The organism is Pseudomonas gessardii (assembly GCF_001983165.1).
In the GTDB taxonomy this organism is placed as follows: domain Bacteria; phylum Pseudomonadota; class Gammaproteobacteria; order Pseudomonadales; family Pseudomonadaceae; genus Aquipseudomonas; species Aquipseudomonas gessardii.
The window spans coordinates 1-13,097 of the sequence record NZ_MNPU01000044.1 but is presented as its reverse complement, the minus strand read 5'-3'; the positions used below and the strand labels follow the sequence as shown (position 1 = coordinate 13,097).

Sequence of the window (13,097 nt, the reverse complement as noted above, 5' to 3'; positions counted from 1 at the left end):
CCAGGGGCCCACCGAATGATCACCAGCAAGTTGCCAAATGTCGGCACCACCATTTTCACCACCATGTCGCAACTCGCTGCCGAAACCGGCGCGCTGAACCTGTCCCAGGGCTTCCCCGACTTCAACGGTCCCCAGGCCTTGCTCGACGCGGTGGGTAAACACGTTGCCAGTGGCCATAACCAATACGCACCGATGACCGGCCTGCCGGCCCTGCGCCAGCAAGTGGCGGCCAAGATCGCCCGCAGTTATGGCGTGCAGGTTTGTCCCGACAGCGAAGTCACCATCACCCCCGGCGCCACCCAGGCGATCTTCTGTGCGATCCAAGCGGTGATCCGCAGCGGTGATGAAGTAATCGTCTTCGACCCGTGCTACGACAGCTATGAGCCGGCGGTGGAACTGGCCGGTGGGCGGTGCGTGCATGTGCCATTGGCGCCGGGGGATTTCAGCCTGGATTTCGAGCAGATCAGGGCCGCGCTGTCCCCGCGTACGCGCATGATCATCCTCAACACCCCGCACAACCCCAGCGGTGCCCTGATCAGCCGTGCCGAGCTGGACCAGTTGGCCGAACTGATCCGTGACCGTGATCTCTACCTGGTCAGCGATGAGGTCTACGAGCACCTGGTATTCGATGGTGTGCCCCATGTCAGCGTCCTGGCCCACGAAGAGCTGTATCCGCGCGCGTTCGTGGTCAGCTCCTTTGGCAAGACCTATCACGTCACCGGCTGGAAAACCGGCTACGTGGTGGCGCCCGCGGCCTTGAGTACCGAGCTGCGCAAGGTACATCAATACGTCAGCTTCTGCGGTGTAACGCCGTTGCAGTACGCCCTGGCCGACTTTATGGCCGAGCACCCGGAACATGTCGAAGAACTGCCGGCCTTCTACCAGGCCAAGCGCGACCTGTTCTGCGATCTGCTGGCTCCCTCGCGTTTTAGTTTTGCGCGGGTGCCCGGTACTTACTTTCAACTGGTGGACTACTCACAGATTCGCCCGGACCTGGATGACGTGGCCATGTCGCTGTGGATGACCCGCGAGCATGGCGTGGCGACAATTCCGGTCTCGGTGTTCTACCAGAATCCACCTCAAGGCCAGCGCCTGGTGCGCCTGTGCTTTGCCAAACGCGAGGAGACGCTGCGCCAAGCAGCTGAGAAACTATGCGTGATCTAAGTGCTTTACCCGACCTGAACATCGCCCTGGTACAGACCACCCTGGCCTGGCATGACCGCCAGGCCAACCTGGAGCATTTTGAACTGTTGCTGGAGCAGGCCGCGGGCGCCGACCTGATCGTGCTGCCGGAAATGTTCACCACCGGCTTCTCCATGGCGTCCGAAGCGCTGGCCGAAGCGGAGCAGGGGCCGACCCATAAGTGGCTCAAGGCCCAGGCGCAGAAGTACAACGCGGTGATTACCGGCAGCGTGATCATCCAGGCGGCCGATGGCAGCCACCGCAACCGCCTGTTGTGGGCGCGGCCCGATGGTGAGGTGCTGCACTACGACAAGCGCCATCTGTTTCGCATGGCCGGTGAGCATAATCACTACACCCCCGGCGAGCGCCAGGTGCAGTTCGAGCTCAAGGGCTGGCGGATTCGCCCGCTGATCTGCTACGACCTGCGCTTCCCGGTGTGGAGTCGCGACGCCCAGGATACCGACCTGCTGCTGTACACCGCCAACTGGCCGGGTGCGCGGCGCCAGCACTGGAACCGCCTGTTGCCGGCCCGGGCCATCGAAAACCTGTGTTATGTGGCGGCGGTGAACCGGGTGGGCACGGACGGCAAGGGTTTTGCCTACACCGGGGACAGCCAGGTCCTGGACTTCCAGGGCGAAAGCCTGCTGAGCGCGGGGGAGGCGGACGGGGTGTTCCAGGTGTGCCTGGAGGCGGCGCAGTTGGCGGAGTATCGTCAAAAATTCCCAGCAAACCTGGATGCCGATGCCTTCACATTCCTGTGACTGATCGTTCCCACGCTCCGCGTGGGAACGCCTCCAGTGACGCTCCGCGTCGTGCCTTTAAGAGCGGACGCAGAGCGTCCTGAGGTGCATTCCCACGCGGAGCGTGGGAACGATCAGGGCAGCGTTACGCCGCTTTCGCTTCCAGCTGGCTCAACGAACGGTTCAGCGCGCTGAACACCGCCTTGAAGCTGGCCGTGGTGATGTTTTCATCGATACCCACGCCATGCACCGGACGCTCGCCGTTCACGCGCAGTTCGATGTAGGCCGCCGCCTTGGCGTTAGTGCCCGCGCCAATCGCGTGCTCGTTGTAGTCCATGATCTCGACCCCAATCGGCAGGCCGGCCACCAGCGCTTCCAGCGCACCATTGCCCTTGCCGTGCCAGCGCAGGTTGGTTTCGCCCTGGCCCTTGCCGGAGACTTCAACTTCTACCGAGCTGTTGCCGTTTTCTTCCTGCAGGCGATGGCTGACCAAGGCGTACGGGGTGTTGGCTTGCAGGTATTCGCGCTGCAATAACGCGTGGATCTGCGCGGCGGTCATTTCCAGGCCCACGCGGTCGGTCTCGGCCTGTACCACCTGGCTGAATTCGATCTGCATGCGGCGTGGCAAGCTGATGCCGTATTCCTGCTCCAGCAGGTAGGCGATGCCGCCCTTGCCCGACTGGCTGTTGACGCGGATCACCGCCTCGTAGCTGCGGCCAATATCGGCCGGGTCGATCGGCAAGTACGGCACTTCCCACAAGGCATCCGGTTTCTGCTGGGCGAAGCCCTTGCGGATTGCATCCTGGTGCGAGCCGGAGAACGCGGTGTGGACCAGGTCGCCGACATACGGGTGACGTGGGTGCACCGGGATCTGGTTGCACTCTTCGACCACTTTGCGTACGCCGTCGATGTCGGAAAAGTCCAGCCCGGGGTTCACGCCCTGGGTGTAGAGGTTCAATGCCACGGTGACCAGGTCGACGTTACCGGTACGCTCGCCATTGCCGAACAGGCAGCCTTCGACACGGTCGGCGCCGGCCATCAGGCCCAGCTCGGTGGCCGCGACGCCAGTGCCACGGTCGTTGTGGGTGTGCAGGCTGATGATCACGCTGTCACGACGGTTGATATGGCGACCGAACCACTCGATCTGGTCGGCATAGATATTGGGCGTGGCGCATTCCACGGTGGCCGGCAGGTTGAGGATCATCTTGTGCTCGGGTGTCGGGTTCCACACCTCGATCACCGCATCGCACACTTCCTTGGCGAATTCCAGTTCAGTAGCGCTGAAAGTCTCCGGGGAATACTCGAAGGTCCACTGGGTTTCCGGCTGCTGGGCGGCGTATTTGACGAACAGCTTGGCGGCGTCGACCGCGATGGCCTTGATCCCGTCCTTGTTCTGGTTGAACACAATACGGCGGAAGGACGGCGAGGTGGCGTTGTACAAGTGCACGATGGCTTTCTTGGCGCCGCGCAGGGATTCAAAAGTCCGTGCGATCAAGTCTTCACGGCCCTGGGTCAGCACCTGGATGGTGGTGTCCTCGGGGATATGGTTGTCTTCGATCAGGGTGCGTACAAAGTCGAAGTCGGTCTGCGACGCGGCCGGGAACGATGCCTCGATTTCTTTCACGCCCACGGCGACTAGGGTTTTCCAGAAGCGCAGTTTCTTCACCGCGTCCATCGGCTCGATCAGCGACTGGTTGCCGTCGCGCAAGTCGGAGCTGCACCAGATCGGCGCGCTGGTGATGGTTTTCGATGGCCAGGTGCGGTCCGGGATATCAATGGTCGGGAACGCGCGGTATTTAGACGACGGGTCTTTGAGCATGCTCATCAGAAGAATCCTTGTTGTAGGGCCGAGAAGAGGCGGCCTGCCAGAAAGCGTTTATTGGATAAAACCGGGGGGCGAGGCAGATCGATTCAGCCTGGCAGTCGTGCGCTGACGAGGCACAGGCTGCGGTGCTGGCGGAGCTGAATGAGGGTGTGAGAGGTTTTCATAAGCTCAACCCTAACCGCCGGGGTGAAAGATGGCAAGCAGTCGAAAAAAATTGAGATAAGTTCTGCTATTGCTGTAGGAAACGAGATTTTATTGTGCTGAAGGTCTAGAGGCTTTGTTTTGTTTGCGTAAGGCTTTCAAGATGCGCAATCAGCGGCGACAGGGCTGGCGCCGTCGCATGCAAGCCCGCGATGGCGCCAGTGTGCCCAGCGATCACATCAAGGCTGGAACGCGCCAATAAAGATCGCCGGGTCCACCCGTGCATCATTCAAGCTGACATTCCAATGCATATGCGGCCCGGTCGCCCGGCCCGTCGAACCGACCTTGCCGACCACCGCCCCACGTACCAATTGCTGGCCTACCTTCACGTCAATTTTCGACATATGGCAGAACATGCTGATAAAGCCCTGGCCATGGTCGACAAACACGGTGTTGCCATTGAAGAAGTAATTACCCACCAGGATCACCTTGCCATTGGCCGGCGTCTTGATCGGCGTGCCGGCGGGCACCGCGAAGTCCAGGCCCGAATGCGGGTTGCGCTCTTCACCGTTGAAGAAGCGGCGCACGCCGAACTTGCTCGACAGCGGGCCGTTCACCGGCTTGTCCAGCACCAGGTTGCTCGGCAGGTTCGGGCTGAAGCTGCGGTAAGCCTTGAGCTGTACGGCCAACTCGCCTTCGATGCGCTTGAGTTGCGCCGGGGCGGGGTTGACCTGGCTTTTGTTCTTCAGGGTGATGCGCTGTTCCAGGTACTTTTTGTAGCCGACGATAAACGGCAGGGTGCGCCCGCCACTGCTGATGCGCTCGTTACCGGGCTTGACCGTCAACGGGATGCCGACAATCGCCAGCCAGTTGTCCTGTTCCTTGACCACCAGCACCGGCTTGCCCTGATAGGTGGCTTTTGGCGCGGCGGCCCCAGGGCCCAGGTCGACCACGGCCACGCCACCGGGCACCGGCTTGTTCAGGGTGCGGGTGATGTAGCTGTCGGCATGGGCATTGAAGGCGAGGCACAGCAACATCAGCAGGCTAAATAGACGAGGCATCAATCAATCCAGTAATGAAAGGGTGACGGGGGTCAGGTGGTTATCTTCGACCCGCACTTGCAATTGGCCTTCACCGAGGCGCGCGGTCAGGCGCTGGCCGGTGTGGGTTTGCGCGGCAGTGCGAATGGCCTGGCCGCGCTCGTCCAGCAGGATGCTGTAGCCACGGCCCAGGGTCGCTAGCGGGCTGACCACCTGCAACGTCTGCACCTGGCTTTGCAGTTGCAGGCGCCGCGCCTTGAGGCCTTCGCGCATGGCCCGGGGCAGGCGTTCGGCGAGGCTGTCCAGGCGTTGGCGCAGCAGGGCCAGTTGCCGCCCCGGATGCTGGCCGGCCAGGCGCGTTTCCAGGCGGATCAGGCGCTCGCGCCGGGTATTGAGGCTGCGCTCGAACGCACGGCGCAGGCGCATGTCCAGGTCATCCAGGCGCTGGGCCTGCTGGCGCAGGCGCTCACCGGGGTGGCGCAGGCGCCGGGCCATACCGTCCAGGCGCAGGCGGTCGTGGGTCAGGCGGTTGCGCATCAGCATCACCAGGCGCCGGTGCAGGCTTTCGACCTGGCGCACCAGGTTGCTCGCATCCGGCGCCAGCAGCTCAGCCGCCGCCGACGGCGTGGGCGCGCGTACGTCGGCCACGAAGTCGCTGATGGACACATCGGTCTCATGGCCGACCGCACTGACGATAGGCGTGACACAGGCATCGATGGCCCGCGCCACGGCTTCTTCGTTGAAGCACCAGAGGTCTTCCAGGGAGCCGCCACCCCGGGCCAGGATCAGCGCGTCGAAGCCACGGGCATCCGCGAGCTTGAGGGCGCGGACAATCTGCGCCACGGCTTCGCGGCCCTGCACGGCGGTGGGGATCAGGGTCAGTTGCACGTTCGGTGCGCGGCGGCCGAACACACTGATGATGTCGCGGATCACCGCACCGGTGGGCGAACTGATAATCCCGATGCGCCGCGGATGGGCCGGCAGTGGCACCTTGCGCTCGGCACTGAACAACCCTTCGGCGCTGAGTTTTTCCTTCAGGGCATCGAAGGCCAGGCGCAGCGCACCATCGCCGGCCGGCTCCACGGTGTCGAGGATCAACTGATAGTCGCCACGCCCCTCGAACAGCGAGACCTTGCCGCGCACCTTGACCGCCAGGCCATCCTTCAGCGCCTGGCGCACCCGCGCAGCGTTATTGCGAAACAGCGCACAACGCACCTGCGCGCCGCTGTCCTTGAGGGTGAAATACACATGACCGGAGGCCGGGCGGGCGAGGTTGGAGATCTCGCCCTCGACCCAGATATTGCTGAACACGTCCTCCAGCAACACCCGCGCGCGGCCGTTGAGCTGGCTGACCGTCAGGACTTCGCGGTCCAGGCCCAGGCGGGCAAACGGGTCTTTAATCATGGCAAGAGATCTTTAGTCATGGGCGGCAGTTTATAGGCATTCGCCCAAGGTTTGACAGAACTGCGCCACCAACGCGCTCGGCGCCTGCGCGCAGGCCAGGGCCACGGTGCTATGAGCATCGGGGTCGGCCAGGGGCAGGAAGTGAATATTGGCCGGGGCAATGTCGCGCATCGACTCGGGTAGCAGGGCAATGCCAAACCCAGCCTGGATCAACTGCAACTGGGTGGTCTTGCGCGACATCACCCGGGCGGCCTTGGGGAAAAATCCGGCACGCATGCACAACTCGGCTGACAGGTAACTCAGGCCGCCGCGTTGCGGGTGGGGGATCGAGATAAAGGCTTCGTCTTTCAATTGCGCCAGTTCAATGGCCGATGTGTGCCCGGCCAAACGGTGGGCCGGCGGGACGGCCAGCAACAGTGGCTCCTTATATAAAGGCACGATGCGCACCCCTTCGCGCTGACGCAGCACCGGCAGGCGGAGGAGGCCGACCTCCAGGCGACCCTCGGCAATCTCCTCCAACTGCGCTTCGGAGGACAGTTTGGCGATATCCAGCGACACCCCGGGGCACTGCTCCAGCCAGGTGCTGATCCCGCGCAGCATCCGCCCACTCATCGGCACCGTACTGGAATGGCTCAGGCGCAGGGTGCCGAGCTGGCCGTGGCCGACCTGGGTCGCCAGTTCACTGGCCTTGTGCAACTCGCCCAGCAGGTTGCGTGCCCGTGGATAAAACGCTTCGCCGGCTGCTGTGAGTCTGGGTTGGCGGGCGGTGCGCTCGAACAGCGGCGTTTGCAGGAAGTTTTCCAGCTCCTTGATCTGCCGGCTAAGGGCCGATTGCGCGACAAACAGGCGCTCAGCGGCGGCGCTGAAGCTGCCGCTCTCGGCGATTTCAACGAAGTAACGCAGTTGCCGGGTGGAAATCACGAGTTATGCCTTTTCGAGATAGGTGGAGGGCCTGGAAGATATTAGTCGCAACTCATCCGCTTGGCTAAAGTGAGGGCCATCACTGACAAGGAATATTGCATGAGCCTGGTTGAATTGATGGGGCAGTGGTCGTTCGGGACGGTGGACTGGCTGGTGATCGGCCTGGGGATTGCCCTGGCTTACATCGTGTTTGGCATCGCCGGTTTTGGCACGGCGCTGGTGGCCGGGCCGATCCTGATTATGTTTATGCCGCTGTCGAAGATTATCCCGCTACTGGTGCTGCTGGATTTTGTTGCAGCGTTTGGCAACCTGCTGCAATCGCGGCGGGATGTGGTTAGGCCGGAGCTGCTGCGATTACTGCCGTGCATGGCCATTGGCTGCACCCTCGGCGTGGTCTTCTTGCTCAACCTGCAGTCGGACCTGCTTGTGCTGTTGATGGGCCTGTTTATCAGCGCCTATGCCATCTACAGCCTGGCGGTCAGGGCCAAGCCCACGGCCCTGGCTGCCGGCTGGGCGGTGCCGATGGGCGTGGTGGGTGGGTTGTTTGGTGCGTTGTTTGGCAGTGGCGGCTTTTTATATGCGATTTATCTGAACAGCCGCCTGCCCAAGGACGGGGCACGGGCGACCCAAAGTGCGCTGATCAGTGCGAGCACGGTGGTGCGCCTGAGTCTGTTTTTGATCGCCGGGGTGTATGCCGAGTTGCCACTGCTGCTGTTGGCGGTGTGCCTGCTACCGGCGATGGCCCTGGGGTTATGGGCGGGGCGGCGGTTGACCTTGCGCATGTCCCGTGAGACGTTTGTGCGGTTGGTGACGTGGTTGGTACTGGCCAGTGGCATTGCCTTGATTGGGCGGTATTTGAGTACTTGACCTGTGTGTATCAGGGATTAAGCTGCCGGGCTCTAGGGCCTCATCGCGGGCAAGCCCGCTCCCACATTGAAATGCAATCGAATGGGGGAGCGGGCTTGCCCGCGATGGCGTCAGACGCCACACCGCAGGACTCCCATGAATTCCCAAAGCATCCTTGTCCCGAAAATCTCCACCTTGCCTGTCCACGAACCCCGCGCCCGGGCCATCGTGCGTTGGCTGGTGCGCAAGAACATCATCAAGGAAGAACTGACCACCTGTGGCCGCACCGGCAACCGCATGGGCTACGCCCTGGCCGACGGCGCCCGCGCCGTGGTGCTGCACCCCGAGGCGCTGCCGTTCAACGAGCCGGTCAACGGCCTGGAAATCATCTACAAACGCTGCATCTATACCCCGGCCAAGGGCTTTCTCGAAGAAGCCGGCTGCCCGGAATGCCGCAAGGAAGTCGGCGAGGCGCTGTTCGATAGCCTGGAAGACTGGATGCCCGGCCACACCGACAACTTCACTTGCCCGCTGTGTGGGCATGAAGATGACATCAATGGCTTCCTGTTCCTGCAGGAATGCGGGTTTTCCAACCTGGGCTTTATCTTCAACAACTGGGCGGAAGCGGGCTTCAAGCAGAGCTTTATCGACGAGTTTGCCGATTGGCTGGACCAGAAAATCAGCTGGGTCAAAGTCGAACTCTAGCAGCACCCTGATCGTTCCCACGCTCTGCGTGGGAACGATCAGGGTCTGGAAATTCCCCATCTATCAGTATTACCAAGTTTGTCAGAGTTTTACGTTGAGGCCCGAGGGGTGTCTGAGTATAATGACGCGCTTCCATTTTCCCGCTCGGGAGCCCCCGCGATGCTGCGTATCAGCCAAGAAGCTCTGACATTCGACGACATTCTCCTAGTGCCCGGTTATTCCGAGGTGCTTCCTAACGAAGTCAGTCTCAAGACCCGCCTAACCCGTGGCATCGAGCTGAATATTCCCCTGGTTTCCGCTGCCATGGACACCGTCACCGAAGCCCGTCTGGCCATTGCCATGGCCCAGGAAGGCGGCATCGGTATCATCCACAAGAACATGACCATCGAGCAGCAAGCTGCCGAAGTGCGTAAGGTCAAGCGTTACGAAGCCGGTGTGGTGAAGGATCCGATCACCATCGAAGCCGACGCCACCGTGCGCGACCTGTTCGACCTGACCCGCCTGCACAACATCTCCGGTGTTCCCGTGCTGCACAATGGCGACCTGGTCGGCATCGTCACTTCCCGTGACGTGCGCTTTGAAAACCGTCTTGAAGTCACCGTCCGCGAAGTGATGACGCCTAAAGAGCGCCTCGTCACCGTCAAGGAAGGCGCCGACAAGAACGATGTGCGTGAACTGTTGCACAAGCACCGCATCGAGCGCGTGCTGATCGTCGACGACAAATTCGCCCTCAAAGGCATGATGACCGTCAACGACATCGAAAAAGCCAAGGCTTACCCGCTGGCCAGCAAGGATGACCAAGGTCGTCTGCGCGTTGGCGCCGCCGTTGGTACCGGTAAAGACACCGGCGACCGCGTTGCGGCCCTGGTCGCTGCCGGGGTTGACGTGGTGGTGGTCGACACCGCCCACGGTCACTCCAAAGGCGTGATCGACCGCGTACGCTGGGTCAAGCAGAACTTCCCCGATGTACAGGTGATCGGCGGCAACATCGCCACCGGCGCTGCCGCCAAGGCCCTGGCCGAAGCCGGCGCTGATGCGGTCAAGGTCGGTATCGGCCCTGGCTCGATCTGCACCACGCGGATCGTCGCCGGTGTGGGCGTGCCGCAAATCAGCGCCATCGCCAATGTTGCCGCTGCCCTCGAAGGCACTGGCGTACCGTTGATCGCCGACGGCGGCATCCGTTTCTCTGGTGACCTGTCCAAGGCCATCGTGGCCGGTGCTTCCTGCGTGATGATGGGCTCGATGTTCGCCGGTACTGAAGAAGCCCCGGGCGAGATCGAACTGTTCCAGGGCCGTTCGTACAAGGCTTACCGCGGCATGGGTTCGCTGGGCGCCATGTCCCAGGCGCAAGGCTCTTCGGACCGTTACTTCCAGGACTCCTCGGCAGGCGCCGAGAAGCTCGTCCCGGAAGGCATCGAAGGCCGTGTGCCGTACAAGGGCACCCTGAGCGCCATCATCCATCAACTGATGGGCGGCCTGCGTTCCTCGATGGGCTACACCGGCAGCGCCGACATCGAAGAAATGCGCACCAAGCCAGAGTTCGTACGGATCACCGGCGCCGGCATGGCTGAATCCCATGTCCACGACGTGCAGATCACCAAGGAAGCGCCAAACTACCGCGTAGGTTGAGGCTTCCAGCAAAACGTTAAGTAACCGGGGCTGTTCTTCAGCCCCGAGTTGTTTCTGATTCATTAGACGAGACTGACTTCATGGCCCTCGACATTCACGCCCACCGCATCCTGATCCTCGACTTCGGTTCCCAGTACACCCAGCTGATCGCCCGCCGCGTGCGTGAAATCGGCGTGTACTGCGAACTGCACCCGTTCGACATGGATGACGAAGCGATCCGCGAATTCGCCCCTAAAGGTGTCATCCTGGCCGGTGGCCCCGAGTCTGTGCACGAAGCCAACAGCCCGCGTTGCCCGCAAGCGGTGTTCGACCTGGGCGTGCCGGTCTTCGGTATCTGCTACGGCATGCAGACCATGGCCGAGCAACTGGGCGGCAAGGTTGAAGGTTCCGAACTGCGTGAATTCGGTTATGCCCGTGTGGACGTGGTCGGCAAGAGCCGCCTGCTGGACGGTATCGAAGACCACATCGACGCCGACGGCCTGTTCGGCCTCGACGTCTGGATGAGCCACGGTGACAAAGTCACCCGGATGCCGGAAGACTTCCACATCCTGGCCAGCACCCCAAGCTGCCCGATCGCCGGCATGTTCAGCGACGAGCGTCGTTACTACGGTGTGCAGTTCCACCCGGAAGTGACCCACACCAAGCAAGGCGGGCGCATCCTGTCGCGCTTCATCCTCGACATCTGCGAGTGTGAAGCCCTGTGGACCCCGTCGAAAATCGCGGAAGACGCCATTGCCAACGTGCGTGCCCAGGTCGGCACCGACAACGTGCTGCTCGGCCTGTCCGGCGGCGTTGACTCCTCCGTGGTTGCCGCGCTGCTGCACAAGGCCATCGGCGACCAGTTGACCTGCGTGTTCGTCGACAACGGCCTGCTGCGCCTGCACGAAGGCGAGCAAGTGATGGCCATGTTCGCCGAAAACATGGGCGTCAAGGTGATCCGCGCCAACGCCGAAGATCAGTTCCTGAACAACCTGGCCGGCGAGTCCGACCCGGAGAAGAAGCGCAAGATCATCGGCCGTACCTTCATCGACGTGTTCGATGCCCAGTCCAACAAACTGGACAACATCAAGTACCTGGCCCAGGGCACCATCTACCCCGACGTGATCGAGTCGGCCGGCGCCAAGAGCGGCAAGGCCCACGTGATCAAGTCCCACCACAACGTGGGTGGCCTGCCTGAGGAAATGAACCTCAAGCTGGTAGAACCGCTGCGCGAGCTGTTCAAGGACGAAGTCCGCCGCCTGGGCCTGGAACTGGGCCTGCCGTACGACATGGTCTACCGCCACCCCTTCCCGGGCCCGGGCCTGGGCGTGCGCATCCTCGGTGAAGTGAAAAAGGAATACGCCGACCTGCTGCGTCGTGCCGATCACATCTTCATCGAAGAACTGCGCAAGGCCGACTGGTACCACAAAGTCAGCCAGGCCTTCGTCGTGTTCCAGCCGGTGAAATCGGTTGGCGTGGTTGGCGATGGCCGTCGCTACGCCTGGGTCGTGGCCCTGCGTGCCGTCGAAACCATCGACTTCATGACCGCCCGCTGGGCACACCTGCCGTACGAACTGCTGGAGACGGTCAGCGGCCGTATCATCAATGAAATCGAAGGTATTTCGCGAGTGACTTACGACGTGTCGAGCAAGCCGCCGGCGACGATTGAGTGGGAATGATGGGGCGTGGGGCCTTGCCCGGCACCCACTAGCAAGAAATGTCCTGGAGCCCGCGTAATTGCGGGCTTTTGGCTTTTTGGGGTTGGCGCGCTCTGACCGCTTTGTGCCTTGTCAAAGGGTGTCCCGTTGAGGGGCTCTCTCTAAAATCTGAAAGCAACGCCTGCGTTCATACCATGGCTGTTCTCGCTGCCAGACACGATCCCGCTGTAGTTGAGAGAAATCGAAGTGTCTTTGGATAACGCAATTTCGGCGCTGGCCTTCAGCAGGGCTCCATCGCGGGACACAGGTACACTGTTGATCGTAAAGGCTGTATCACTGCCGGCAAACTTCAACGAAGTATCACGATCCCGATTGCCGAATTGATGCTGCCAGCCTAATTCACCACGCAAGGTCACCGCTCTGACCGACTCGATGGGCACATGCATTTGCCCGCGAACCCCCAACGTGGAGAATGTCGCGCTCTGGGTCTGTGCGCTGGAATGCAGGGAGGTTTTCCCTCCAAGTTCGTTAAAACTGTCACTCTTGAAGTTGACTTGATTCAAGTTGACAAACGGCTCCACATTTTCCCATCGGTTGTAATTGGCCTCGGCGAATACTTGGTCGGTGCGGGAGGTATATTGCGCCTTCTGACGCTCTGATATTTGAGCGTACACAACGCTGCGCGATGTCGCCTGATCATGCCAGGTAGACGCCGCCCCTATACGCAATGACAGGCTATCGAAGCGTTTGCCGCCATATAACGACAGATGATAATTGTCACTTTCACCAGAAGCAGAAGACGCGCCATTCAACGTTGTGCGGGTATAGCCGGTTGCGCCTCCTAAACGCCAGCCATCCATTACTTCAGTATCCAGGCCGAGCAGTACACCGTTGGTGGAAGGGCGGTCTCAAGGAGCAAGTGCAACACCTCATGTAAGGTGTTGCCATGTCTACCCAATACAACCACCTGAGTACCGAGGAGCGCGTCACCATTATGGTGATGCTCTTTCAACGACAGACGCTGCGA

The 13,097-nt window shown here is 61.5% G+C and carries 10 protein-coding genes and 1 pseudogene; 6 read left to right on the top strand and 5 right to left on the bottom strand.

Features of this window, described 5'->3' with window-relative positions:
- Positions 1-15: 15 nt before the first annotated feature.
- Together BLL38_RS23290 and BLL38_RS23285 are read left to right on the top strand one after the other, a co-directional pair.
- Positions 16-1,164, top strand: a complete 1,149-nt coding sequence (locus BLL38_RS23290; protein WP_076964497.1) for a pyridoxal phosphate-dependent aminotransferase — start codon at positions 16-18, stop codon at positions 1,162-1,164.
- Positions 1,152-1,943, top strand: coding sequence for an amidohydrolase (locus tag BLL38_RS23285; protein ID WP_076964496.1), 792 nt, complete (start codon positions 1,152-1,154; stop codon positions 1,941-1,943). Before BLL38_RS23290 ends, BLL38_RS23285 begins: the two co-directional genes overlap by 13 nt.
- A 124-nt stretch (positions 1,944-2,067) precedes the next feature.
- On the opposite strand, the gene leuA is transcribed toward BLL38_RS23285, so the two are convergent.
- The 4 genes from leuA to BLL38_RS23265 all read right to left on the bottom strand — a co-directional run bounded on the left by leuA (position 2,068) and on the right by BLL38_RS23265 (position 7,253).
- On the bottom strand, positions 2,068-3,747 hold the full coding sequence (gene leuA, locus BLL38_RS23280; RefSeq protein WP_076964495.1) for a 2-isopropylmalate synthase: 1,680 nt from the start codon (positions 3,745-3,747) through the stop codon (positions 2,068-2,070).
- A 380-nt stretch (positions 3,748-4,127) separates the two neighbouring features.
- Complete coding sequence (locus BLL38_RS23275; protein WP_076964494.1) at positions 4,128-4,949, bottom strand: M23 family metallopeptidase; 822 nt, start codon at positions 4,947-4,949, stop codon at positions 4,128-4,130.
- Between the two features lie 3 nt (positions 4,950-4,952).
- Positions 4,953-6,332, bottom strand: a complete 1,380-nt coding sequence (gene xseA, locus BLL38_RS23270; protein ID WP_076964493.1) for an exodeoxyribonuclease VII large subunit — start codon at positions 6,330-6,332, stop codon at positions 4,953-4,955.
- Between the two features lie 30 nt (positions 6,333-6,362).
- Positions 6,363-7,253: a LysR family transcriptional regulator gene (locus BLL38_RS23265; protein ID WP_076964492.1), complete on the bottom strand. Its 891-nt coding sequence runs from the start codon at positions 7,251-7,253 to the stop codon at positions 6,363-6,365.
- Between the two features lie 99 nt (positions 7,254-7,352).
- Here BLL38_RS23265 and BLL38_RS23260 point away from each other — a divergent pair, with 99 nt between their 5' ends.
- From BLL38_RS23260 to guaA, 4 genes are all read left to right on the top strand, one after another.
- Positions 7,353-8,120, top strand: coding sequence for a sulfite exporter TauE/SafE family protein (locus BLL38_RS23260; RefSeq protein WP_076964491.1), 768 nt, complete (start codon positions 7,353-7,355; stop codon positions 8,118-8,120).
- Between the two features lie 135 nt (positions 8,121-8,255).
- Positions 8,256-8,804 carry a sugar ABC transporter ATPase gene (locus BLL38_RS23255; protein ID WP_076964490.1) on the top strand — a complete coding sequence of 183 codons (549 nt, stop codon included), beginning with the start codon at positions 8,256-8,258 and terminating at the stop codon, positions 8,802-8,804.
- 159 nt (positions 8,805-8,963) lie between these two features.
- The gene (gene guaB / locus BLL38_RS23250) at positions 8,964-10,433 is read left to right on the top strand and encodes an IMP dehydrogenase (RefSeq protein ID WP_076964489.1); all 1,470 of its coding nucleotides are present in this window, start codon (positions 8,964-8,966) and stop codon (positions 10,431-10,433) included.
- Between the two features lie 80 nt (positions 10,434-10,513).
- On the top strand, positions 10,514-12,091 hold the full coding sequence (guaA, locus tag BLL38_RS23245) for a glutamine-hydrolyzing GMP synthase (RefSeq protein ID WP_076964488.1): 1,578 nt from the start codon (positions 10,514-10,516) through the stop codon (positions 12,089-12,091).
- 140 nt (positions 12,092-12,231) lie between these two features.
- Here the strand turns inward: guaA and BLL38_RS23240 are convergent.
- Positions 12,232-12,969, bottom strand: a pseudogene (locus tag BLL38_RS23240) (autotransporter outer membrane beta-barrel domain-containing protein); the annotation flags it as partial.
- Between the last annotated feature and the right edge of the window lie 128 nt (positions 12,970-13,097).

Excerpts from the sequence above, each read along its gene's own strand:
- BLL38_RS23285 (WP_076964496.1), top strand. The coding sequence starts at position 1,152 with ATGCGTGATCTAAGTGCTTTACCCGACCTGAACATCGCCCTGGTACAG.
- xseA (WP_076964493.1), bottom strand. The coding sequence starts at position 6,332 with ATGATTAAAGACCCGTTTGCCCGCCTGGGCCTGGACCGCGAAGTCCTG.
- BLL38_RS23260 (WP_076964491.1), top strand. The coding sequence starts at position 7,353 with ATGAGCCTGGTTGAATTGATGGGGCAGTGGTCGTTCGGGACGGTGGAC.
- BLL38_RS23290 (WP_076964497.1), top strand. The coding sequence starts at position 16 with ATGATCACCAGCAAGTTGCCAAATGTCGGCACCACCATTTTCACCACC.
- BLL38_RS23275 (WP_076964494.1), bottom strand. The coding sequence starts at position 4,949 with ATGCCTCGTCTATTTAGCCTGCTGATGTTGCTGTGCCTCGCCTTCAAT.
- BLL38_RS23255 (WP_076964490.1), top strand. The coding sequence starts at position 8,256 with ATGAATTCCCAAAGCATCCTTGTCCCGAAAATCTCCACCTTGCCTGTC.
- guaA (WP_076964488.1), top strand. The coding sequence starts at position 10,514 with ATGGCCCTCGACATTCACGCCCACCGCATCCTGATCCTCGACTTCGGT.
- leuA (WP_076964495.1), bottom strand. The coding sequence starts at position 3,747 with ATGAGCATGCTCAAAGACCCGTCGTCTAAATACCGCGCGTTCCCGACC.
- guaB (WP_076964489.1), top strand. The coding sequence starts at position 8,964 with ATGCTGCGTATCAGCCAAGAAGCTCTGACATTCGACGACATTCTCCTA.